Annotated in this window: 22 protein-coding genes; 12 read left to right on the top strand and 10 right to left on the bottom strand. The window is 45.1% G+C overall.

Annotated elements, in window-relative coordinates:
- Positions 1-33 precede the first annotated feature (33 nt).
- Complete coding sequence (locus tag FEM33_RS10435; protein WP_229214188.1) at positions 34-885, bottom strand: DUF72 domain-containing protein; 852 nt, start codon at positions 883-885, stop codon at positions 34-36.
- A 912-nt stretch (positions 886-1,797) separates the two neighbouring features.
- On the opposite strand from FEM33_RS10435, the gene FEM33_RS10430 reads away from it, so the two are divergent.
- Positions 1,798-3,024 (top strand): FISUMP domain-containing protein, encoded by a 1,227-nt coding sequence (locus FEM33_RS10430; protein ID WP_139012006.1) that lies wholly within the window; start codon positions 1,798-1,800, stop codon positions 3,022-3,024.
- 233 nt (positions 3,025-3,257) lie between these two features.
- Here the strand turns inward: FEM33_RS10430 and FEM33_RS10425 are convergent, their stop codons facing one another.
- Complete coding sequence (locus FEM33_RS10425) at positions 3,258-3,626, bottom strand: VOC family protein (protein WP_139012005.1); 369 nt, start codon at positions 3,624-3,626, stop codon at positions 3,258-3,260.
- A gap of 456 nt (positions 3,627-4,082) precedes the next feature.
- On the opposite strand from FEM33_RS10425, the gene FEM33_RS10420 reads away from it, so the two are divergent.
- Both FEM33_RS10420 and FEM33_RS10415 read left to right on the top strand, forming a co-directional pair.
- The gene (locus tag FEM33_RS10420; protein ID WP_139012004.1) at positions 4,083-5,612 is read left to right on the top strand and encodes a sensor histidine kinase; all 1,530 of its coding nucleotides are present in this window, start codon (positions 4,083-4,085) and stop codon (positions 5,610-5,612) included.
- Positions 5,609-5,974, top strand: a complete 366-nt coding sequence (locus tag FEM33_RS10415) for a response regulator (RefSeq protein WP_139012003.1) — start codon at positions 5,609-5,611, stop codon at positions 5,972-5,974. The genes FEM33_RS10420 and FEM33_RS10415 overlap by 4 nt, the downstream gene beginning before the upstream one ends.
- A gap of 75 nt (positions 5,975-6,049) precedes the next feature.
- Here the strand turns inward: FEM33_RS10415 and FEM33_RS10410 are convergent, their stop codons facing one another.
- The 5 genes from FEM33_RS10410 to FEM33_RS10390 form a co-directional block, all read right to left on the bottom strand.
- Entirely contained in the window at positions 6,050-7,108 is a 1,059-nt protein-coding gene (locus FEM33_RS10410) for a sensor histidine kinase (protein WP_139012002.1), read from the bottom strand.
- A 33-nt stretch (positions 7,109-7,141) separates the two neighbouring features.
- Positions 7,142-7,936 (bottom strand): LytR/AlgR family response regulator transcription factor, encoded by a 795-nt coding sequence (locus FEM33_RS10405; protein ID WP_139012001.1) that lies wholly within the window; start codon positions 7,934-7,936, stop codon positions 7,142-7,144.
- A gap of 180 nt (positions 7,937-8,116) precedes the next feature.
- Positions 8,117-8,911 (bottom strand): carboxypeptidase-like regulatory domain-containing protein, encoded by a 795-nt coding sequence (locus FEM33_RS10400; RefSeq protein ID WP_139012000.1) that lies wholly within the window; start codon positions 8,909-8,911, stop codon positions 8,117-8,119.
- Between the two features lie 25 nt (positions 8,912-8,936).
- The gene (locus tag FEM33_RS10395) at positions 8,937-9,503 is read right to left on the bottom strand and encodes a hypothetical protein (RefSeq protein ID WP_139011999.1); all 567 of its coding nucleotides are present in this window, start codon (positions 9,501-9,503) and stop codon (positions 8,937-8,939) included.
- A 310-nt stretch (positions 9,504-9,813) separates the two neighbouring features.
- Positions 9,814-10,185, bottom strand: a complete 372-nt coding sequence (locus FEM33_RS10390; RefSeq protein WP_139011998.1) for a hypothetical protein — start codon at positions 10,183-10,185, stop codon at positions 9,814-9,816.
- A 139-nt stretch (positions 10,186-10,324) separates the two neighbouring features.
- Here FEM33_RS10390 and FEM33_RS10385 point away from each other — a divergent pair, with 139 nt between their 5' ends.
- The 6 genes from FEM33_RS10385 (at position 10,325) to mscL (ending at position 17,347) form a co-directional block, all read left to right on the top strand.
- Positions 10,325-11,320: a YhdH/YhfP family quinone oxidoreductase gene (locus tag FEM33_RS10385; RefSeq protein WP_139011997.1), complete on the top strand. Its 996-nt coding sequence runs from the start codon at positions 10,325-10,327 to the stop codon at positions 11,318-11,320.
- A gap of 44 nt (positions 11,321-11,364) precedes the next feature.
- Positions 11,365-12,276, top strand: a complete 912-nt coding sequence (rbsK, locus tag FEM33_RS10380) for a ribokinase (RefSeq protein WP_139011996.1) — start codon at positions 11,365-11,367, stop codon at positions 12,274-12,276.
- A 61-nt stretch (positions 12,277-12,337) separates the two neighbouring features.
- Complete coding sequence (locus FEM33_RS10375) at positions 12,338-13,900, top strand: ADP-ribosylglycohydrolase family protein (protein WP_139011995.1); 1,563 nt, start codon at positions 12,338-12,340, stop codon at positions 13,898-13,900.
- 178 nt (positions 13,901-14,078) lie between these two features.
- Positions 14,079-15,401 carry a sugar porter family MFS transporter gene (locus FEM33_RS10370; protein WP_139011994.1) on the top strand — a complete coding sequence of 441 codons (1,323 nt, stop codon included), beginning with the start codon at positions 14,079-14,081 and terminating at the stop codon, positions 15,399-15,401.
- 418 nt (positions 15,402-15,819) lie between these two features.
- Positions 15,820-16,647, top strand: coding sequence for a transglutaminase domain-containing protein (locus FEM33_RS10365; RefSeq protein WP_139011993.1), 828 nt, complete (start codon positions 15,820-15,822; stop codon positions 16,645-16,647).
- A 265-nt stretch (positions 16,648-16,912) separates the two neighbouring features.
- Entirely contained in the window at positions 16,913-17,347 is a 435-nt protein-coding gene (gene mscL / locus FEM33_RS10360) for a large conductance mechanosensitive channel protein MscL (protein ID WP_139011992.1), read from the top strand.
- A 193-nt stretch (positions 17,348-17,540) separates the two neighbouring features.
- Here mscL and FEM33_RS10355 read toward each other — a convergent pair whose 3' ends face one another.
- From FEM33_RS10355 to FEM33_RS10345, 3 genes are all read right to left on the bottom strand, one after another.
- Complete coding sequence (locus tag FEM33_RS10355) at positions 17,541-17,924, bottom strand: hypothetical protein (protein WP_139011991.1); 384 nt, start codon at positions 17,922-17,924, stop codon at positions 17,541-17,543.
- Positions 17,925-18,235: 311 nt separating this feature from the next.
- Positions 18,236-19,564, bottom strand: coding sequence for a GAF domain-containing sensor histidine kinase (locus tag FEM33_RS10350; protein WP_229214187.1), 1,329 nt, complete (start codon positions 19,562-19,564; stop codon positions 18,236-18,238).
- Between the two features lie 255 nt (positions 19,565-19,819).
- Positions 19,820-20,242 (bottom strand): hypothetical protein, encoded by a 423-nt coding sequence (locus FEM33_RS10345; RefSeq protein ID WP_201747729.1) that lies wholly within the window; start codon positions 20,240-20,242, stop codon positions 19,820-19,822.
- 272 nt (positions 20,243-20,514) lie between these two features.
- Between FEM33_RS10345 and FEM33_RS10340 the strand changes: the two genes are divergently transcribed.
- Genes FEM33_RS10340 through FEM33_RS10330 form a run of 3 tightly spaced genes read left to right on the top strand, consistent with a single transcriptional unit; the run spans position 20,515 to position 24,420 of the window.
- The gene (locus tag FEM33_RS10340; protein WP_139011990.1) at positions 20,515-21,153 is read left to right on the top strand and encodes a (2Fe-2S)-binding protein; all 639 of its coding nucleotides are present in this window, start codon (positions 20,515-20,517) and stop codon (positions 21,151-21,153) included.
- Entirely contained in the window at positions 21,150-22,133 is a 984-nt protein-coding gene (locus FEM33_RS10335) for an FAD binding domain-containing protein (protein ID WP_139011989.1), read from the top strand. Before FEM33_RS10340 ends, FEM33_RS10335 begins: the two co-directional genes overlap by 4 nt.
- Positions 22,134-22,137: 4 nt before the next feature.
- Complete coding sequence (locus tag FEM33_RS10330) at positions 22,138-24,420, top strand: xanthine dehydrogenase family protein molybdopterin-binding subunit (RefSeq protein ID WP_229214186.1); 2,283 nt, start codon at positions 22,138-22,140, stop codon at positions 24,418-24,420.
- Positions 24,421-24,514 lie beyond the last annotated feature (94 nt).

Genomic DNA, 24,514 nt, shown 5'->3' with positions numbered 1-24,514 from the left:
TGGATTTACTTCTTTTGGATAAAGTATCCTTTCTTACGCATTGTTTTCGGGTTCTTCTTCCTGATTTACAAATGAATTGAGCATGTTCAGGTTTTTGAGCGCTTCACCGACTGTGTTGTTGAAGTAGGTAAAAACCGTTTTGCCTTCCTGCAACCATTCCGTTATATATTCTGCATATTCGTTCAGAAAGCCGACATCATAACTTCCTTTGTAATCGCCGCTCGGACCATGAAAACGCAGGTATCTGAAATCTGCATCCTGTTCAATGGCCGGCGTTGCCGATCCCGGTTTGTCATGAATTACAATTCCGAAGCCGTTGCTGTTGCAGAATTCATAAACTTCATCGTGATACCACGAAGCATGCCTGAATTCCAAGGCTGTTTTCCACTGCCTTTCAGGATCGGATGCGGTAATGCAGTCCATGAGTTTTTCCAGTTGTGAAAACATCCCGATTTTCAGGCTGGGCGGAAACTGGATCAGTAAACTTCCTTTGTTCCGGCCCGCCTGATCAATGGTCTGCATAAAACGGCTTACATCATCCGGTGCAAATGAAAGTCCTTTGTTATGCGTGATGCCGCGCCATAATTTGAAAGTCAGCATAAAATTTTCGGGTACTTGTTCCGACCAGTTTTTTACTGTGGAAGGCATCGGGATTTTGTAAAAAGAGCTGTTTATTTCTATGCTGTTCAGCATGGAAGCGTAATAGGTCAGCCGGCTTTTGTTTTTGTATGCTTCCGGATAAAAACTTTTGTTGCTTACCGGCAAAACCAGTCCGCTTGTTCCCGAGTAAAATCCGGGCTGGTTTGTATTTGTCTGACTCTCCATTACTGAAAGCGCATTGTAGTTTGTTAGATATTCTGTAATCAGCAGCTTGCCCGTTTGCATTTTCTCACCGGTGCGAATTTGCCGTTTGCCGGAGTTGCCATCCAAAGAAACTGTGCCTGCAGGAAAATCCTTCCTGTAAACATTCAGATTAAATTTTTTCTGGCCGGGTGTATCATGCAGTGACCGCAGCTTTGTTCATCTGTTCGGCCTCGCTTTGATTTACAGTTATTGTCATGGGTGGTTTTTTTTAGTCATGATGTTGTATTTGCTGTTTGTGAGTAAATAGTGTCTGTCGCAGGTATATCAAAAATCCGGAAGTATCGAATTCGCGTTTTGGAACATGTTCTGTATAATCAGAAAAGAGCGGAGCAGGTCTGGAATGAGCAAGCATTGAGTCTTTGAATTGCCATTTAATAATTTTTAATCACTTGTAGAATATGTTCTTATCTGTATGCTAACTAGTTGGCACGAATTTTTTAGGTTGCTGATTGGGGTTTAGTTGTGGATGGTTGATATCTGGTATCCCAGAACTGGTTATTACTTTCCATTTGATTGCTAAATTGTAGGGTTAATTGTTACGGTTAAAAGGAGCTCTGTTTCAGGGCTCTTTTTTTGTTGCCCGCTTTATATTTCCTGACCACCGGCAAGCCATTTCAAAATACGCCAGCATGTAGTTAAAAGCTGAAAATAGCGGTTCCAGCATTAAAAATATACAAATCAGCTTTTAAGTATTTTCCTGCAATCCTCTTCGTGTCCAACTTTGTCATGCTGTCAGCCATGTACAATTTTCAACTATCACAAACCATAGATTCCATGTAAAAAAAGCATTATGGTCATTGCGCGCAGCGTCATCGCGCTATTGTTACCATCATACCAGTACTGAAGCCAGTTAGCCAATGAAAACCAATCATCTTTTAAAATAACGATGTTGTAAAAAGATGACAACATGAACATGAAAAATAAAATAAGACCATGAAAAATTTAAAGAATCAGCTTGCAATGATTTGTGCAGCAGCAATGCTGCTGATGGTGTCCTGTAAAAATGAAAACAACCCCGTACCGCCCGAAGATCCGGTCGTTGACGGCGAAGTCGGGGAAACGCCTTATACAACCATTCCGGATGAATTTGTTGGAACCTGGTATCCAGACCATAACCAAGGGCCTTTAAGCACGAACTGGGAACAGGGGACTTTTCAGGGCGAGCAGGGGTTCAGGGAATTCCGGACGATGGTTTTTACAAAAAACGGCAAGAATGCGGTTGAATACACCTCGGAGGTCTTCAACAGCGGAGACGAAGTGCTGCAGTATCTTTACAAACTGACGGGAACACTGGAGTATAAAGCCAATAATCCTTCGACATTGACTTTCCATGCGCAAACAGGCAGAATGAAAGTTTTCAGTAATAAATACTCCGGTTTCAAAGAATCAGCTATCCGTGCCGAGGATCTGAAGGAATATGAAAGCATACTGAGCAATCCGCAGGCTACAACTTACACTTCTTCCGTAAATTACTTGGATGCCAAGCGTGTGAGCGGAGGTGTTTTATATACGGTCAAATACAAAAAAGTGGACGCTTCCAACAATCCTGACAACGGCGGAAATTCAGGAGATCCGTATTCCAATCCACCTTCCGACGGCACTTACGTCAAGATCATTAACCAGTATTACCCGACAGTAACCATCGGGAATCTGGAATGGACTTCAGTGAATTATTCCGGAACGGGCGGCATAAAGGAGGCATCAAAACCGCAGTACGGAACATTTTATAAATTTGCTGACATTCAGAAGATTCCTTTACCGGCAGGATGGAGAATCCCGACAAGACAGGATTATATAAATCTGATAAAATCGCAGGGCATTGCATACGACGAGCAATGGAATACAACAAATGGTGAAGATTTGCAGTCGAAAAAACTGCTTGGAAATCTGATGTCGGTTAGCGGCTGGCTCAAAGAAGATGGTTATGCAAATAACAAATCGGGCTTCAATGCGGTACCCGCCAATCTGAGGGTTACAAATGGAAGCCCGAACGGCGAAGGAACAAACTGTCTGCTATGGACTTCGGACAAGGATGAAAATGACCTGCCGATTGTATTCAAACTGATCCAGCTGCCAAGCGACACGTATGCTGCACTGTCCGGACAAAGTATCGGGTACAATCCTCCGCATATTCCGTTGCGATTTGTAAGGGATAAATAAAATAAATGGCTGGCAGTCAGCTTTGTACGTTAGCTGTTGATTTAACAAGTCATTGGAAAAGTGCGTGTTGAGTAGCACTTTGGTTTAAGCATTCTTCCATCCATCGCTTAACCTAATATTTATATAACGCAATATGCCGGAACAGGTTATGTTGCATGTATGCGTTACAATTTGCGTTACATCTCTTTGTTTTGGTCAGCAAGAATCCGGAATTTATTCCGGATTCCTGGCATTTATTCTAATGTAAACTCAGGGTTGTAAATCAGCCCGATTACATTTCCCCAGGGATCGTATACAGAAGCTGCAACAATTTCTCCTCCGACATTAACGGGCGCCTCATGTTCGGTCGCACCCATTTCTACAAGGTTTTGATAAACCGCGCCGATGTTTTCAACTCCCCAATACGTAATGACATTTTCTGCTTTGGCATTGCGTTCGCCTTCTTCAGGCTGCAGTCCCAATTCGTAACCTGCAATGTTGAATCCGACATAGAATGGCTCGTCGAAGTACGGGGCAGTTTCAAATACTTTTGCATACCATTGTTTTGCAGCGTTCAGGTCACTGACTTTGTAGATTGTCGTTCTTAATCCGAGAGATTTCATTAAAGTATGGTTTGAAATGTTTCTTTAAAGATGGGCAATTTATAATCCGGAACATACGAATGATGATTTACCGGCCGGTTTTATGGTGACGACGGTATGTAATGGTTAAGGTAAACCATGTGATTGTTTGCCAAACATTGTGTCTCCGCAATGCTTCCTCCAACAAAACAGTAAAGTACAATTTCAGCGTAGCAGGATGTTACCGAAATCCGGGCATCATGCACACACCTTGTGAGGGCACCATACGCAGCGCCGCACACCATATTTCACATTCGGCAACGCCGTTTTTTTCATCAGATGAAATTTTTCGTCATCCAAAATGTTCTTTTCTTAATAACTTAATTTATTTGCATTAGGTGTAGTAGTTAATTAGTTTTATATTTACTACTCATGATAGAATTTGTTTGATATGTAAACAGTTTTATGATGATTGCAGGATGAAGTACTCTTTAATGTATGGGAGAAAAAACAATTATAATTAAAGGGGACGCTGGCTTTCAAATGCTGTTCAATTGTGCGACAGTAGGTATACTTGTGATAGATGCAATTGGAAGCATAAATCTTCTGAACCCTTGTGCAGAAAGTCTTTTTGGTTATAATAATGCGGAGCTTAGCGGTCAGCCTATTGAATTGCTGATCCCCGAAAACCTCCGCTCGAACTATTTTCAGAGTAGTAAAAATTATGTCAGCAGGCACATAGACAATCCGGCCGATCCCGGAAATGAAATTTACGCCCGCAAAAAAAATGGTGAATACTTTCCAGTTGACATCAGCCTGAGCCATTATGAGCTGGATGGGGAATGGCTTGCATTTGTATTTGTCAACGATATAACGGATCAGGTAAAAACGAGGAAATTTGTTACAGAAAGAGAAGAGTGGCTCAGAAATATGGTTGATAATCTGCCGGTTATGGTTTGGGTTACAGATCCCGAGCGGCGCTGTACGTACCTGAACAATACATGGCTTTCATTTACCGGAAACAAGCTTGAACAGGAACTTGGAGATGGCTGGATCGATGGCATTTTTCCGGATGATCTGGATTATTGCCTTTCTGTTTTCAATACCGCCTACAGTAAATTGCAGAGCTTTTCAATGGAATACCGGCTGAGACATCATGACGGCGAATACCGCTGGATAAACGGGACCGGAAGGCCGACGTATTCTTCGGATAATGTATTTACCGGTTACATCGGTTCCTGTACGGATGTTCACCAGCACAGATCCATGACCGATGTGCTGGAAAAACTCGTTACGATCCGCACAAACGAACTTTCCGTTGCATTGCAGAACGAAAAAGAAATGAATGATCTGAAAACCAGGTTTGTTTCAATGGCTTCACATGAGTTCAGAACGCCCTTGAGCATTGTGCTTTCGAGCACGCTCCTGATTGAACAGTATGCCAGAAAATGGGAAGATGAAAAAGTGACGCGGCACATTTCTAAAATCAAGTCATCCGTCAGCAACCTTACCGACGTGCTCAGTGACTTTCTCTCGCTGGATAAATTAGGACAGAATAAAGTAGAATTGGAACCCGCTAAATTTAATTTAAAAGAATTGATGAATCAAATTATTGAAGACGCACAGCCCCTGCGGAAAAAAGGACAACAGATTGTTTTTAATTACGAAGGTGTAGAGTCGATTGTTCTCGATAACAAAAAGCTCCGCTACATCATTGCAAACCTGATCTCTAACGCTTTAAAATATTCAGAAGAAAATACGCAGATACTTTTACAATCAGAAGTGCGCAACGGGCTTTGCAGTTTCAAAGTTCAGGATCAGGGTGTCGGGATACCTGAAGATGATCATATCTTCATGTTTACGGAATTTTTCCGCGCCAAGAATGCAAGCAGTTTCCAGGGAACCGGACTTGGACTAACTATTGTAAAACGTTATGTGGATCTGATCGGCGGATCCATCAACTTTACGAGCAAGCTGGGCGAAGGTACCTGTTTTAACGTTCAACTACCATATCAGGAAGCATTATGAAAACCGTGCTGGTTATAGAAGATAACCTGGATATCCGGGAAAATACTGCTGAAATGCTTGAACTGGAAGGTTTTGATGTAATTACTGCGGAAGACGGACTGCAAGGTCTTGAGCTTGCCGGTAAGCATTGCCCCGATGTCATACTTTGTGATATCATGATGCCTAAAATGAATGGCTATGAAGTGCTTAAACAATTGAAAGAAAACGAAAAAACGGTAAACATCCCGTTTATCTACGCAAGCGCCAGCGTTGAGAAAAAAGAAGTAAAACACGCCATGCAGCTCGGGGCCGACGCTTACATTCGAAAGCCTTTTGACCTGAACGAACTCATGGAGCTTGTTAGTAAATTCACGGATAAATAGGTGATGTAACAGGAGAAAGGAGGGAAGGAAAAAGGAGAAAGGAGAAAGGAGAAAGGAGGGAAGGGAGGAGCTGTTTTACAGGATAGCTGCGGTTTTGCTGGTGTTTTCGGGTTCCGGAGCGATCAGCGGGATGCTGACAAGGAATTTTTCTTCGTCTGCATGCACTTCCACTTTCGACTGATCCAGCAGTTTGTATTTCATGATAATATTCTGCAATCCGATCTGATTGGAATGTACGGCAGTTTTCTTTTTACGCACATTGTTTTGCACATGCAAATGTCCGTCGTGTGTATAAAGCTGGATAGTAAGTGGTTTGCTGGCCGAAATTGCATTGTGCTTGATCGCATTTTCGAACAGCAGTTGCAGCGTTAAAGGCGGAATACGATAGAAAAGAAATTCAGGTTCCACATTCATTTCCATAAAAATCCCGTTGCCAAAACGTGTTTTCAGCAAATGAAAATAAGCTTCTATAAACTCGATCTCATCTTTCAGCGGACACAGGTCACGCGTATTCTGATGAAGCAGATAGCGGTAAACCGACGATAACTGATCCAGAAATTTCTCCGCCAATATCGTATCAATGGAAATCAGGGAAGAAAGCGAGTTCAGGTTGTTAAAAAGAAAATGGGGGTTGATCTGCGTTTTCAGCGAATTGAGCTGGCTCTGCAGATTGACCTTTTTAAGCTCGACCGTTTCCGTATAGGAGACCCGCCAGCGCTGGTACAGATACACGCCTTCATAATACGCCGCGATCTGGACCGTGCCGGCAACGGATACAAGTGTATTGAAAAAATACGGCCTGAACTGGAGATAATCTTCATCATGCCAGAGATTAAAATACTGGTAAAAAAAAGTCTGTGTAATCCGGACAACACTCGAAAAAAATACAAACCATGCAAGCTGATAAAGTACGCGCTGCCTGGTTTGTATGAGTTCGGGAAAACGTTTTCGCGAAAAAATAATTCCAATCCGGTTTACATGCCAGACAATCACGGTGCCGAGCACAAAAAAGAACGGAATACGCCAATCATCGGGATAAGGTACATTGGTGTAGCCGTACATCATCCATTGTCCCAGTAAGGCCAGCAGCGGAATGCCGATGATGCGCATCCACTTGTCGTTTAATTTCTGCATTGAAAAATGCTTGCGTTTTAAGTTTCAGCCCGGTTATCTGCTCAGCCAGTTTCTGAAATTGGCTGTCTGGCCGGCATTTACAATTACTTCGTTTCCGAAAGAAGGCCGGAGAATCAGGGCCAGCCGGCTGCCGGGATAGGTCTGTACTTTTTCAACGCCATGCTGCGCCACAATCATGGTTTCGCTGATCCGGTAAAACTGTTCCGGATCGAGCAGGCACGCCAGTTCATCCATATTGTAATGCAGCTGATACTGCTGCCCGTTCCTGGTCCGGAAGCAGCTCGACTGGCCATCATCATAAAAATACATGATAGCGTCGGCTTCCACGGAAAGCATTTTCTGGCCCTGCTTTGCCAGAAACTGATGGACATAGCCATGATCTGCAGGCTTGCAGACATCCTGTAATTTGCCCAGCAGCTTTTTGATATCGATCGGTTCCGAGGGATTTGCAGCTTGCCGGGAATTGTTTCCGGGCCTCAGATGATGCAGTTTTTCAAGGCTGCGTTTAAGGTCGTCTTTAAGGATCGGTTTCAGCAGGTAATCAATGCTGTTGATCCGGAATGCCGGCATCATGTATTCGTCATAGGAGGTGGTGAATATGACATGGCTTTTTACTTCCACCTGATTGAAAATCTCGAAGCTCTGGCCGTCTGCCAGTTCGATGTCCATAAAAATAAGATCCGGAGCTGCATGATCTTTCAGCCAGGACACAGCATCTTCAATGCTGCCCGCCACACCTTGTATGGTCAGATCCGGGTCTATTTCCGTAACCAGTTTCCGGAGTTTACGTACTGCCAGTTCCTCATCTTCGACAATCAGTACATTCATGTTTGTATATTGTTCCACAGTCATTTACTGTGTAAAGTGATTTCAAAACGTTTGCTACTAAACAGCTGCAATTATAATTAATCTGAATCTGGCCTTCAAACCGGTCAGGAAAAGAATGCTGCATTTTTAACCAGATTTCCGGTACGGGTTATGGACCGGAAATCTGAAATTCCATGTTTGTCAAAGATCAGTATAGCCAATTCCCATCTGATTGGACCGGTACGATTGATCCGTTCCGTAAAATTCCATTGTTACTTCCGGATAATAGGTGCCGTCGTTCCAGGCATCGGTAACGCGCAGTGACTGTCCGGTCGGAACGTAAACTGCGGAAACCTTGTAACGGCCGATCGGAATATCTTTGATCAGATTGTAGCCGGACGTGCCGCTTTTACCGCATCTTAATTTCAGCACTTTACCGCCTGATCCGTCGATCAGCGGACCGTCAGGGCGAAAAGTGAATTCGACGTTTTCCGAATCGCGCAGTTCCGAGTTCAGGTCGCGGTAAAGTTCCGCAGTACCGCCGTAATACAGATCCAGGCTTTTATCCGCAATATGTCCCTGAAGTTTCCATTGAAAGTTCCTGACCGGCTTTTCATCTTCAGTAAATGAGGCTGTATTGTCAGGATGGAGGTTGATCTTGTACACCTTTCCATTATACGCTTTCAGGATGTAGCCTTTTGCTGTCCATTGCCCGAGTCCCGCCACCAGTGAAAGTTTATAGGTTCCGTCTGAAGAAGAACTTACTTCGGCGCCGCGGTTTTTGTATACCGTATTTTCTGTAAATATTGTGGCATCCGGAAGCGCGTTGCCTGCTGGATCTGTCACTTTGCCGACCAAGTATCCCGACTGGCCGTCCGAGTCGTTTTGTTCGGGGTCTATTTCCCCGTTCCCGGTGCAGGAAATCAATGCAAGCAGGATGCCTGCTGTAAGAATTGCCGAACCGGCAATAGAGCGAATGAATATGTTGGCTGACATTACAAGGTTTTTACAGGTTGGGGTTTTATGCTTCAACATTTGAACCGGATAATACAGGAGCTGCTTCTTCTTTTGCAGTCAGGATGGAAAGGGCAAAAAGGGACCATGCAACTGCGGAATAAGTGCCGCCGGCAAAAAAGGCGAAGTCCGTTCTGCCCAGCAGCATGCATACCGGAAACCAGCATCCGAGCACCAGCGGCACCCATTTTTTCCAGCCGTTGATTCTCCCGCTTTTTATTACAACCCACGCCACGCCGAGCATCAGCACATTGCTTACAGGCCAGCAGGAATCCAGTATAAAAAATAGCATGGGGCGGCTTTTGGAAAAAATCTGCCAGATGTTTGAAAGATCGGCTATCACCAGCGTAACCATTACGATCCGGATCATAATCCTGCTGAAATCGTTTGTTCCGTTGTCAAGAATGCGCCGTAATCCTTCAACCGCAGCAAGCCAGCCGGTAATGTACAGCAGGCAGGCCACGCCGGAAAAGCCTGCATTGGAAAAGTCGGGATAATACTTGCCGACAAGCATGTCTATGAACAGGAAAGGGGCACCGATCAGTGCCAGAATGCCAAGTTGTTTATTTTTCATGTTGCTAAATGGATTTGATTACAATGAATTGCTTCAACAGGCAACTGGCCATGATTACCCGGCTGAACCAATTATCAATCAAATGTAAAAGCAGCATGTCCAACTTGAAACGGGCAATCGCCTGAATTGGCAAATCCGGTTTGTAAACTGACAGAGCAGGACTATTAATTGAAAGGATTGAATTTTTATTTACATGGCATGTGCAGAAGACAGGCTGTCAAAATTAAAAATCATCAATCACCCGTTTCAGCATCAGCTTTTCACATCAAAGTGAAAAGATTCCTTTCCGCTGCTTCCGTTTGCGCGGCCGTCATGCTTTTCTGATGAATGAAATCATTTCGCAACGCCTCACTTTCTTCTGCTGACAGTATAAATTCCTTTTCATCGATCCGGTCTGAAATGACGGAATCCGCAAGCTGGATTTCACTGCGATTTGATCCCGGTCAAGCCAGCCGGCTTCCGAATTTCCAAGCCTGTAATCATTCAGAGGTTCCGGGAAATCATAGCTGGAATTGGTAAAGCTGAAAAACAAAACAGGTAAGCCGGAAATGTTCATGACTTTTAACTTTATTCCATGGTCATCCTGCAGGAGATTGTCCGGAAAATGCGTGTTTTTCAAAATGATATGAATGGAATCTGCCGTCGGTATCAATCGCGTGCGATCCGGAACGAAATGCATCATGGAATGAAAATGTTTGAGATGTTAATGAACCGCCGGTTTGCAATGTTTTCTGACCGGCTGGGAATGAATGTACCAAAGTAAATGCATTTATTCAGTACGTTGGAAAAGAAAATAAGCAGGCCGTATAAAGCATACATTTATGAGCGAAGAAAAATACAAGGCACTGGAAGTTACCGAAGAAGGTTCAGGAAATTTTGAATTGAACATCGTGTACAAATCTGTAACCGAACCGCAGGATGGCGAAGTGCTGGTGCGGGTTCGTTACAGTTCACTCAATTATAAAGACGCCTTGTCTGCTTCCGGAAACCGTGGCGTGACCAGACAATATCCGCATACGCCCGGCGTGGATGCGGCGGGTATTATAGCGGTTTCCAAAAGTCCGGACTGGAAAAAAGGGGACGAAGTCATCGTTACCGGATTTGACCTCGGCATGAACACAAACGGCGGTTTTGCGGAGTACATAACGGTTCCTGCAAAGTGGCTGGTCAGACTGCCCGCAGAATTGTCTTTGTGGCAAAGTATGGCTTTCGGAACGGCGGGATTTACGGCAGGTTTGTCGATTATGGCGTTGATACGACAAGGACTCAAACCGGAAAACGGCGCTGTTGCCGTCACGGGCGCAACCGGAGGCGTTGGTTCTGCTGCTGTTGCAATGCTGGCGAAGCTGGGTTATCATGTCATGGCGGTCAGTTCCAAAGCTGCTTCACACGATTTCCTGCTTTCAATTGGTGCCCGTGAGGTTATTCCGCGTTCGGAAGTAGAAGACCAAAGCGGCAAGGCGCTGCTGAAGCCCCGGTTTGCCGCCGCGATTGATACCGTAGGCGGACAGGTTCTTGCCACGGTGATCAAAAGTCTGCATTATGGCGGTGTGGTCACGACCTGCGGTATGGTTAATGGCGGCGAGTTGCATACGACGGTTTTTCCGTTCATTCTCAAAGGCGTTCAGTTGATCGGCATTGATTCTGTTGCTACACCGTACGAGCAGCGCGCCGCGGTCTGGCAAAAACTGGCGGCAGAATGGATGCCTGCTCAGCTTGGATCACTAACGCACGAAATTGGCCTTGAACAACTTCCGGAAGCAATCCATACCATGCTGAACGGAAAAATGCAGGGCAGGACTGTGGTCAGGATTTAGTAAATACTGCCTCTTTTTTGCTTCATAAACTAAAATGCTCCATTATGTCAGGCTCCGGAAAAATTGTTGTGATCGGTAGTTCCAATACCGATATGGTTGTAAAATCCCGAAAATTGCCTGCGCCGGGCGAAACGGTGATCGGGGAAACTTTTCTGATGAACCCCGGCGGAAAAGGCGCCAATCAGGCGGTGGCGGCAGCAAGGCTGGGCGGGAAGGTTATCATGGCCGCACGGATCGGAAATGATGTTTTCGGAAAACAGGCAGTCAGCCAGTTTGAAAATGAAAATATGGATACCGCATTCATAACGGTTGACAAAGAACTTCCTTCGGGCGTGGCGCTGATCAATGTGGATGCCAACGGTGAAAACTGCATTTCAGTTGCGCCCGGTTCCAACAGCAAACTTTCACCCGGCCATCTCGAACAGCTTCTTGAAAATATAAGCGGACAAGACATTGCACTGCTTCAGTTGGAAATTCCGGTTGAGACTGCGGTCTTTGCAATCCGGAAATGCTTTGATAAAAAAAGCCGCGTTATCCTGAATCCGGCACCGGCCAGTCCGCTGCCGGAAGACCTGTTTCCATGTTTGTTTCTCATTACACCAAACGAAACCGAGGCCGGGCTGCTGACCGGGATTCAGGTTACAGACATTCAATCCGCTGCGGAGGCAGCCCGGCAGTTAAGGACAAAAGGAGTGGCGAACGTCATCATTACACTTGGTTCAAAAGGCGCGTTTTTACTGACAGATTCATATTCAGGAGTGATTGCTGCACCGCAGGTGACTGCCGTTGATACAACGGCTGCCGGTGACTGTTTCAACGGGGCACTTGCTGTGGCACTGGCAGAAGAAATGCCGCTGGAAAAAGCGGTGGCATTTGCCGGTAAAGCCGCTGCGCTTTGTGTTACGAGGCTCGGCGCACAATCTTCCATGCCTTACCGCAGTGAAATGCCGGCCTAAACGTAAATATCCTGTTTTGACCCCGTTGTTGTTAAACTGATTTATTGTAAACCGACAGATTATGAAGATATTATCTATAATTGCAATCTCGATTTTGCTGGCTGGCAGCAAGGAAGCCAGCGCGCAGCAGAAAGCAGAAGAATGGTCCGGTAAAAGCATTTCGCTTTCGCAGGAAGATCTGAAAGACAAGATTAAAGGCGGCTGGGCCGGGCAGACGATCGGCGTTACCTTCGGCGGGCCTACGGAATTCAGGTTCAACGGCACATTTATCCAGGATTATCAGCCGATTGTATGGTACGACGGTTATCTGAAGAAAACAATGGAAGAAAATCCGGGCCTTTACGACGACATTTACATGGATCTGACGTTTGTGGAGGTCCTGGAACGTGCCGGCATGGATGCGCCTGTGGATTCTTTTGCAAATGCATTTGCCTATGCAAAATACGATCTCTGGCATGCCAATCAGGCGGCCCGGTACAACATCATGAACGGCATCAAGGCTCCGGAATCCGGACACTGGCGTAACAATCCGCATGCCGATGACATTGATTTTCAGATTGAAGCTGATTTTTCCGGATTAATGAGTCCGGGCATGCCCAATACGGCGGTACAAACCGGTGACAAAATCGGACACATCATGAATTACGGTGACGGCTGGTACGGCGGTGCCTACGTCGGCGCCATGTACAGTCTGGCTTTTATATCAAAGGATGTGAATTACATCGTGAGCGAAGCCCTGAAAGTGGTTCCGGCCCAAAGTACATTTTACCGTTGTATTTCGGATGTGATCAGATGGCAGAAGCAATATCCCGACGACTGGAAGCAGACGTGGATGGAAATCCAGAAAAAATGGTCGGAAGATACGGGCTGTCCGGAAGGTGTTTTTTCAGCATTCAACATTGATGCAAGAATCAATGCGGCCTACATTGTACTCGGGCTGCTGTACGGCAAAGGGGATTTTGACAAAACTTTCCAGATTTCCACGCGCGCCGGCCAGGATTCGGACTGCAACCCTTCTTCGGCGGGCGGCATACTGGGTACAATGCACGGGTACAATAAAATTCCTGCTTACTGGAAAATGGGGCTGAAAGATGTGGAAGACATGCCTTTCAAATACACGAACATGTCGCTCAACAAAGTATATGAAATCAGTTACCGGCATGCGCTGGAAATGATCCGGCGGAACGGCGGTACGGTTTCGGAAAAGACCGTTGAAATAAAACCGCAGCAGCCCAAAGCAGTCCGTCTTGAACAGAGTTTTGAAGGCATGTTCCCGATTTCCAAAACGCCGTTTTCGAAGGCCACCGGCGAAAACGAGTTCAGTTTTGACTTTACCGGAACCGGATTTGTCCTGCTTGGCAATGCCGCAGCAAAAAAGAGCGGATCACCGGATTACATTCTGGAAGCCGATTTATACATTGACGGAAAAAAAGCGGAAACGGTAAAATTTCCGACAACTTCATTGACGCGGCGAAATGAATTGTTCTGGAAATACGGATTGCCGGATAAAAAGCACAGCGTCCGGGTTGAACTGAAAAATCCGCATGCTGATTATGAACTGCGTACATGGAGTTATCTGATTTATGCCGACAAGCCGGTCAATGGAATGGCAGGTTTTAAGTAAAAGGAAAATAAAAGAAATGCGGCCCGGGATGAAGCATTGATCTGGAAAACAGTTTGGATTTAAATTCCTTACAATGTTCTCTATATCAGCTGATTGTTTTCCTGGCAGCCGGAAGCTGACTGCTCACAGCTACTTATTTACAAATATTGGCACTACATTCACCTGAAACTATAAAGTAATGAAAAACAGCAAAGTATTAATCTGGTCAATCGTAGTTGCCCTTGGCGGTTTTCTTTTCGGCTTTGACACGGCCGTTATTTCCGGGGCTGAAAAAGCGATCCAGCAATTGTGGGGATTATCTGCTGTGGAACACGGCTTTACCGTTTCCATTGCATTGATTGGAACCGTCATCGGCGCCATGCTGGGCGGAATTCCTGCGGACCGGCTCGGACGGAAAGCGACTTTGTTCTGGATTGCGGTATTGTATCTTGTCTCTTCACTCGGATCGGCGCTGGCCACGGATTGGTATGTATTTATATTTTTCCGGTTTCTCGGCGGACTGGGCGTCGGTGCTTCTTCTGTGGCGGCACCGATGTATATCTCTGAAATTTCGCCTGCAAAGAAAAGGGGTAAAATGGTCGGGCTGTTTCAGTTCAATGTCGTTTTCGGTATTCTGATCGCCTATTTTTCCAATTATTTCATGCAGGATCTGGGTGAGCATGCATGGCGCTGGATGCTTGGCGTTCAGGCATTACCGTCTCTTGTATTCCTGATTTCAATTTTAAATGTACCCGAAAGCCCGCGCTGGCTGGTGATGAAAAAAGGTGAAGTTCAGAAAGCAAGGGAAATTCTGGAAATCATTGATCCGGACACCAGCGAAGCCACGCTGGTCGCGATCCGGCAGGCCGGCACCGAAACGACTGCCCAGCCGAAAGCCAGGCTTTTTTCAGGAAAGTATAAATCTCCGGTTACGCTTGCGATTGTGTTTGCCGTTTTCAATCAGGTTTCGGGAATCAACGCCATCATTTATTACAGCCCCCGGATTTTTGAAATGACCGGGCTTGGTGCCAAGGCAGCATTTCTGTCCTCTGCCGGAATCGGCTTTGTCAATTTTGCATTTACGCTTCTGGCCATCAATTTTATTGATCGTTTCGGACGCCGGACGCTCATGGCAATCGGTTCGGTCGGCGTCATTATTACGCTGGGGCTGGTTGCACGTGCCTTTTTTGTTCAGGATTTCTCGGGCGTACCGTTGTTTCTGTTTGTGTATATCGCATTTTTCGCATTTTCACAGGGAGCCGTTATCTGGGTTTTTATCTCTGAAATATTCCCGAATGAAGTGCGTGCCAGCGGGCAGGCGCTGGGCAGTTTTACGCACTGGTTTATGGCTGCGGTAATTGCTTTTTCTTTTCCCATCATTGCGGAGTACCTCGGCGGCGGCATTACGTTTTCCTTTTTTGCGGTCATGATGGTTTTACAGCTGATTTTTGTCTGGCGCTACATGCCTGAAACCAAAGGGACTTCACTGGAAGGAATCGAGAAGACAATGATCATTCATTGATCCTGATTTCAAATGATTCAGGTTATTGAAATGAATCCAGGTTGTGTCCGGATTATGCTGTTGTGCATTCGGTACATGAAGCAAAAATGTATACAGTCCGTTTGTTCGGCGGCATAATCCAAAGTTCTGCGTTCAAGATTTACACACATTTGATAACTGTAATTACCGGAAGTATTGCCGGGCTAACATCCGCCTTAAATAATTTATTTATGACCGAATAATACTATTAAAGCCCGAAAAAATATGTCACAATGGCTACGGACAGAAATTCCGGTTGTGACTTCCGGAAAATATTCAATAGAATTCCTTCATATTACAGCTGCATCCAAAATGGTGGAATCCTGCTTTATTGCCTGATTTTCAGGCTGGCATACATTTGTAACAATGATTTTTGAACCAATTAACAATTCAGGAATTTATGAGAATGAAAGGTAAAAGCGTCATAAATTACAATGTGTACGCTCCGACAAATGTAATCTGTATGCTGCGGCCGCGCCGCCAGGATGGACAATCCATTATTCAGGAAGGTTTCAAGGTGAATCCTTCGGTAGAGTTTTCGGAATATACCGATATTTACGGCAATCCTTGTCAGAGACTTGTCATGCCGGTCGGACAAGTGACGATTACAACCGAAGTAGAGGCTCAGGTCAACGTTACCAAACCAATTCCGACGCCCGTTCCTGCGTATGTCATGGTTGGTGATTTGCCCGATGACGTGATGCATTACATTCTTCCAAGCCGTTACTGTCAGTCGGATCTGCCGGAAATCAACGCGCTTGCCATGCAGATTGCCGGCAATTTCAAACCGGGCTACGATCAGGTTGAAGAAATCAGAAAATGGATCCACAATAATGTTACGTATCAATATGGCACAAGCAACGCAAATACAACTGCGCTCGACACTGCCAGAAACCGTATAGGCGTATGCCGTGACTTTACACATCTTGCCATTGCACTCTGCAGAAACCTCAGCATTCCAACCCGTATGACAGTCGGTTATCTGGACAAATTGCAGGAAATGGACCTGCATGCATGGTTTGAGGTTTACATCGGTGACGGCTGGTATGCATTTGATGCCGTTCAGGAACAGACAGAAGGTTACCGGATTGAGATTGCACACGGACGCGATGCTGCGGATGTTGCCATGATTACACAATTCGGAAATGCCACATTACAGTCGCTGCACGTGGAAGTAGAATTGCTCGATCCGGACCCTGCATCGCTTCCCGGTCAGAATGCCCATTGATCAAAATATTGAACCGAGGTAAGCAGGAAGACTTTTACCCGGGATTCCTGTTTTCCATGCAGTAATTTTCCATTGTTGAAAATTACTGTTTTACCGTATTTTTTAATTTATTTGGATTACAAATTTATCAAATGTATGGATGCGGTTACTGCCTCTGAAATCCTGGAAATTCCGGCTGTAATTACGCTTTATAAAACTTTCCGGACAGAATCCCTATGTGCAGAATATCATGTGTTTTTATATTAACAATTAAACTCAACTCGGTATGTTAAAGGAATTCAAGGAATTTGCTTTACGTGGGAACGTAATGGACCTGGCGGTAGGAATAATTATCGGTGCTGCATTCGGCAGGATCGTGGATTCTGTAGTGAATGATCTGATTATGCCCCTTGTCGGAAAGGCAATCGGCAATGTTGATTTCAGTAATCTGTATGTTCCGCTAAATGAAAAAATTACACCCGGACTTGCGCTGGAAGATGCCAGAAAACTGGGACCTGTTTTTGCATACGGCAACTTCCTCACGATCATTATTGATTTTCTGATACTTGCCTTTATTATTTTCATGTTGGTAAGAGGCATGAACCGTATGTTAAGGAAAAAGGCAGAATCGCCCAGCGTACCGCCTGCGCCTACCAAAGAAGAAGTTCTGCTTACTGAAATCCGTGATCTGCTGAGCCAGAAACCATTGAATGTACGATGATTTGAAATGTACTTTATTCTGATTGCACGGCAAGGAAATCGGTTTGATCCAACTGGTTTCCTTGTTTTGTTTGCATGCGCTTTCGGATGGGAAAATCCGCAATCCGGCAAATAACGGAAAGTGAATTGATGCTTTCTGCTCCGATGCGAACCGGGTATTTCAATATCCGGTCTGAATAATATTTCCTGAAATATTAACGGACCGCTGTAATTTTTTCCCGGTAAACAAATCCGGTCAAAAGTCCTTTTCTAATTTCATACCGGATATTCTGGCCCGGCCTGAAAGCAAGATAAACTTCTTTCTCGCATTCCATTTTCATCTTTTCACCATTCCTTGTTTTTACTATAAAATACCAGACTTCAGGGCGTTTCTTTCTGACATTTTTATTGTAAGAATGGCCTTGCGGATCTTTTTTTCTTTGTTTCTTCAAATAGGTCTTTTTGGGTCTGAAATGCCTTTCAACGATAACGCCGGAAATCCATAAAGATTTACCGCCGGCATAATCCGTCAGCAGAAAAATGGTCATGAAAATGACCGACCCCATAATGATTCTCTGCCAAAATGATTTGTTTTTCATTTTAAGAAACGGAAACGCATGCAGGATTTATTCCGGCCATTTACTTGTAATTTCTGGAATGCTTTGTGAAGTTTCTGTAATTACAAAACAAAAGTGTCTGAAACGGAACAGAAACCGTTTTAAAGTTAACGGTTGAATCTTCATAGCAATGATTTTTGCAGTATCAGTTTCCCAATGGTACTGATCCCGGGATGAATGGCGTCTGGAAGCGGTGTACTCCGGTGGAGATACCGGAACGGCCATGTGCGAAATTTCTGTGTCGGCAAAAAAACGGACTATCCCAGATCAAAAATCAGAACAAAATCTTGCATTTACTCAGTCCTTTCCATTGCCGGTAAGGTAATGATAAACGTAGTGCCTTTATTTATTTCCGAATATGCCTGAATGATTCCTGCATGATTTCTGACGATTTTCTTGCAATATGCAAGACCGATTCCTTCGCCGGAATTCAATTTGTGATTCTGCATTTGTGAAAAAATATCAAAAATCTTTTTCAGCTGAGAACTTTCAATGCCGATCCCGTTATCCTGAATACAGATTTCATATTGCAACGGTTCATTATCCGAAATACTCAGTTCATTCTGCTGAAATGGTCCGGTTTTTTTGCTGGTAATATTGATTACAGGCGCAACATTTTCTTTCGAAAACTTTAATGCATTTGAAATCAAATGATAAAAAAGCTGTTCCATTTGTAACGGAATTGCCTGGATGATGGGCAGCGAATTCCAGTTAATTGAGGCATTTCTGAACGCTATTTCCGAAAAAAGTTGAGCGCAGACGTCTCCTGTAATTTTATTTAAATCCACCAGTTCAAAGTCGCCGGGATTGCTCAGCGCGGAATAATCCGACAAGTCTTTTATCATCATGGAAAAGCGCTGCGCACTCGAATCAAGCCTTAAAGCAAGATCTATGATTTTGCTGTTCTGCTTGCCGGATTCATTCACAAGCATGCTGCTGAACAGCCTTATTTTCCTTAACGGTTCCTGAAGGTTATGATTGGAAATGTATTTATACTGCCTGTTTTCATCAATGGAATCCGTAAGTTGCCGGTTCAGATTCTGTACGGCCATACTACTGCTTTCAAGCAGCTGAAGACTTTGCAGATGAAAGGAAATCAGTTCTGCAAACATGTTGAACATTTCAATGGTCTTGGTGTTATTAATGCGTGCGGGTTTCGGATCAATAGCGCAAAGCGTGCCAAAGAAAGTGCCATTCTGCAGCATGATCGGGACGGAAATATAACTTTGAAAGCCGTATAATTTGGGAGTCGGATGGTCGCAGAATTCGATGTCATTTTTGACATCCTCAATGACTACCAGTTTTTGACTTTCCCGTATTTCATTGCATATGGTTGTGCTTAAAAGCAGTTCGCCGCCCGCTTCCAGGCCAAAGTCAATTTCATCCCGTACGCTGCACGCAACCCATTTCTTATCCGTTACCCTGGCAATGGCAGCAAAACCCATTCCGGTGGAGCTACAAATTACTTCCAGCATTTTAGGTACAATCGTAATTTGTTTAATTCTTTCTATATCGTTAACAAAATTGACGTTTGTAGCTACCATGTAGTCGAAAGATTGTAATACGGAGTCCTTGAACCTGACTGATGAAAGCACATTTCCGGTTAAATAGTCCTGAAGCATGCTTTATGATCTATAAAGTTATTACGCTTTTTTAAAAAGCCAAAAACAGAATGGATTAAAATACAGTTAAGCCGAAATGCCCGAACGCCGCGTGTTATACGCAATTTAAACAGCTATGTTGAACTTTTTATACCAGTCAGGATTTTACCTGATGCCCTTGTTTTGCATCATGCAGCTACGTACAGGAGCGTCAATAAAGAATTTCGTACGGAAATTTTGCAGCCCGAATCAATCTGAAATAAACGGTCTGGCTTTTCAATTGTAATATCTTGTTCTTAAAACAATCTGGTTCCCCGGGTATTCAACTCTTTTGTCGTTCTCGGCTGTGATGAAAAACCGGACCGGCTGATAAGGTGTAACAGTTTCCAGCGAACTTTTCAGTTTTTTGGAGAACAGTCCTTTCGAAGTTCCCAGATTTCCGATATTGATTGTTCCGTTCAGATCTGTATCCATCCAAACTACATAAGTGTTTTTCGGCGGGCTCAGTCTTTCGGAAGGTGACAACCGGATTATTTTCAGATTCACTTTATAGTTGTTGTTATCATCTTTTTTAACTTTCACAGCACCCTCTGCAGCCGGAACTTCTCTGGAAGTTTCAAACCGCATCTTTTTTGCACAGGAAGTAAAAAAAAGGGCTGTTACAAGCATGACGAGCAAGGGAACGTTTTTCAGTTTCATTTTTACGTATTTTAATTTGACATAATACATGATACAGAATTCAAAATTGATGCAGTTCTGATCCATGTCTGCTGTTAAAGCAAAAAAGATGCCATCGGAATAATTATTAAATTATTTCGGTATGCCGTTTACGGTCATAGGATTATATGCGTTGGTATTAACTGTTTTCTGCTTCGGTTAAATCTTTGTCTGTTACGGGTACGATATTTTTAATCCGTTCTTACTTCTTCAGTTTACAATCCCCAACCTGTAAAACACAAATCAACTTTTTTATGGGAGATAACCATAATCCTGATCAGCCTGAAAACGAAAGTTTCGCTGAATCGCGTCGTAATTTTCTTAAAAATTCGTCCTTACTGACTGCCATTGCAGTTACTCCCGGAGTTGTGGCCAAAGCAGCGGAAAATGATCTTGGTGAAAAGATAGCCTCGGCGTTTGAAAAGGTTCCTTTAAAGATGGAAATCAATGGCGTGAAACAGCAGTTATCCGTTGAACCGCGTGTTACTTTGCTCGATTTGCTGCGTGAACAACTCAATCTGACCGGGACGAAAAAAGGCTGTGATTACGGTCAGTGCGGCGCCTGTACCGTACACGTGAATGGCCAGCGCGTATTGTCCTGCCTGAGCCTTGCCGTCATGCATGAAGGCCAGAAAATAACCACAATCGAAGGATTGGCCAAAGGCGATCAGCTGCATCCGATGCAGGAAGCATTTATCAAGCACGATGGTTTTCAGTGCGGCTACTGCACGCCGGGACAGATCATGTCGGCCATTGCCTGTATCCGGGAAGGACATGCTGAAAACGAAGCCGATATACGGGAATTTATGAGCGGAAATATATGTCGCTGCGGCGCATATCCGAACATTGTGGATGCAATTACAGAAGTTAAAAATAACGGACAGAAATTATGATTCAGTTTCAATATGTACGGACTTCAACGCCAAAAGCAGCAGTAGACGCGGTTTCCAAAGCACAGAATGCCAGATTTATAGCCGGCGGTACCAATCTGGTCGACCTGATGAAAAGGGATATCATGAAGCCGGAAAAGCTGGTGGATATCAATAATATTCCGTTGAAAGGCATTGAGCAGCAGGGAAATAAGATTGTGATCGGTGCGCTCGCCCTGAACAGCCAGGTGGCCGACAACAAACTTGTTCAGGAAAAACTTCCGCTGCTTTCGCAATCGCTGAATGCCGGTGCTTCGGCACAGATCCGCAACATGGCAACGGTAGGAGGGAATATGATGCAGCGCACGAGATGCAACTATTTTTACGATACCGCTATGCCGTGCAACAAACGCGAACCGGGTTCGGGCTGCGGCGCGCTCGAAGGTTTTAACCGGATGCACGCGATTTTCGGAACAAGTGAAAAATGCATTGCCGTACACCCAAGCGATATGTGCATTGCACTGGTCGCGCTGGATGCGACGGTTGTGACCACAGGCCCGAAAGGTGAAAGGCGCATTCCGTTCTCGGAATTTCACCGTTTGCCGGGCGACAATCCTGAAAAAGACAATAATCTGATGGAAAACGAGCTGATTACTGCTGTTGAAATTCCGGATAATGCTTTTACCAGAAATGTTCATTACCTGAAAATCCGCGACCGCGCTTCTTATGCCTTTGCAGTGGTTTCCGTTGCGGCAGCTTTGCACATTGAAAACAACACGATCAAGGATGCACGGCTGGCTATGGGCGGCGTTTCACACAAGCCGTGGCGGCTGACCGGGGCTGAAAAGGCATTGATCGGAAAACCGGCCAGTGAAGAAACTTTCCGGAATGCAGCCAACATTGCCATGGAAGGCGCAAAGACGTTCAAATACAATGCTTTCAAACTGAAATTAGGACCAAACACCATTGTTCAGGCATTGAAAAATGCTGCGGAACCTGTGTGAATCAATGAATCATTCACTGAATCAACAAATCATGAACGAAGCATTTTTTGATAAAAAAGATTACAAATCGCTGGACAGGGTAGACGGCCGGCTGAAAGTTACGGGTGCTGCCCGGTATTCAGCTGAATATCAGTTGTCCGGACTGGTGTATGCGGTTCTGGTCGAAAGCAAGATTGCCAAAGGCACCATAAAAAGCATTGATTCCAAGGCAGCCGAACGCGCACCGGGCGTACTGGCCGTTATTTCGCATGTAAATGCCATTAAAGTTCCCGGTTATCAGACGAGCAACCAGCATCCTTCCGAGCCGCCTGTAAATGGTCAGCCTCTCCGTGCGTTTTACGATAATAACGTTTATTATAATGGCCAGCCGGTCGCTGTGGTTGTAGCTTCCACGCTGGAAAAAGCGCAGTACGGCGCTTCACTGGTAAAAATCCAGTATGAAAAGGAGCAGCATAAAACGGATTTTGACGCGAATATGGAAAGTGCCGTTTTGCCGGCACAGGCCAAAAAAAATCCCAAGTCACCGGTTGCCGATTACAGCCGCGGCGATAAAAACGCTTTTGCAAATGCACCTGTAAAAATAGATGCGGAATACGTGTTGCCGACAGAAGTACATAATCCAATGGAACTGCAGGCCATTACGGCGCATTGGGAAGCCGAGGATAAATTGACAGTGTACGATAAAGTACAGGGAACACAGCCAACGCAGAAGCAATTTGCCAAAGAATGGAATTTGCCGCCGGAAAACGTAAAAGTCATTGCAACCTTTGTAGGCGGGGCTTTCGGAAATGGTCTGCATAACTGGCCGCATGAAACGGCTGCAATCATTGCTGCAAAGCAGGTGAAAAAGCCCGTCAAGCTGGTGCTTACGCGGGAGCAGATGTTTACAATGGTGGGGTACCGCCCGTATACATGGCAGAAAATCCAGATGGGAGCAACAAAAGACGGGAAACTGGTGGCGATCAATCATGAATCCGTCGGCCAGACTTCCAGCTACGAAGAATTTACGGAATCGACGCTGCAGCAGACCCGGATGATGTATGCTTCTCCGAATATCAATACGCGCTACCGGATTCTGAAACTCGACGTTTCCACACCCATCTGGATGCGCGGACCGGGCGAGGCCACAGGCGCATTTGCACTGGAATCTGCCATGGACGAAATGGCTTTTTCCCTGAATATAGACCCGATTGAATTCCGGCTTATGAATTACACGGACTCCGATCCGGACAAACAACTGCCTTGGTCCACAAAATATTTAAAGGAATGCTACGATGCCGGCAAGGAAAAAATCGGCTGGGAAAAAAGAAAAATGCAGCCCGGATCGGTACGTTCCGGCGAGTGGCTGGTCGGATACGGAATGGGAACCGGTACATTCGGCGCTAACCGCGGTGTCGCAGCTGTAAGGGCAGAACTGGATGCGGAGGGCAATTTGCTGATGCAGTGTGCCATTACGGATATCGGCCCCGGAACAGGAACCGCCATGGTTCAGATTGCTTCCAATACAACCGGCATTGCAACCGACAAGATCACTTTTCAGCTTGGCAATTCGCAGTTTCCAAAGGCGGGTAATCAGGGCGGTTCTTCTACGGTAAACAGCGTTGGCCCGGCAGTTCAGGCAGCCTGTAATGCGTTGAAGGAACAGCTTAAAACCATGATTGCTTCAAATGGAGGCAGCCAAGCTGCCTTTGCATCTGCAAAAACAGACGATATCCTGTTTGTAAACGGACAAATCCAGATTGCAGGCAGCGACTCCGCCAAAGTGGACATTGGTACTTTGTTCAAACAAAACAACATCCGGAAAATAGAGACCACACAGGAATCCAAACCGGACGAAAACCGGAACAAATATTCCATGTATGCGTTCTCCATGCATTTTGCCGAAGTTCACGTTCATTCCCTCACTGGCCAGATCCGCGTCAAAAAGGTAGTATGCTGCGCAGACGCAGGCACCATTATCAGTCCCAAAACAGCCGCTAACCAGATGATCGGAGGGGCAACCGGCGGCATCGGAATGGCGCTGATGGAAAGTGCCATCATTGATCATCGTTTCGGGCGCTATGTCACAAAGGATTTTGCAGAATACCACGTTCCCGTACATGCCGACGTTCCGCATGTGGAAGTGTTTTTTGTTAACAAACCGGATACCTTGGCCGATCCGGTCGGAAGTAAAGGTTTGGGTGAAATTGCGATTATTGGCGTTGCGCCGGCCATTGCGAATGCCATTTTCAACGCAACCGGAAAACGCATCCGTGAATTGCCGATCACACCGGATAAATTGATTTAGGAAGGTGGAAATGGCTGTTAGCTGATGGCTGTTAGCTCTTAGCTATTGGCTTTTAGGGTATAACTTTCATCAATAAAAATTCAGTGAATTTATA

The sequence above is a fragment of the Dyadobacter flavalbus genome, assembly GCF_006149045.1.
Taxonomy (GTDB): Bacteria; Bacteroidota; Bacteroidia; order Cytophagales; family Spirosomataceae; genus Dyadobacter; species Dyadobacter flavalbus.
The sequence above is the reverse complement of the archived record's forward strand: the minus strand, read 5'-3'. Positions and strand labels throughout refer to the sequence as shown.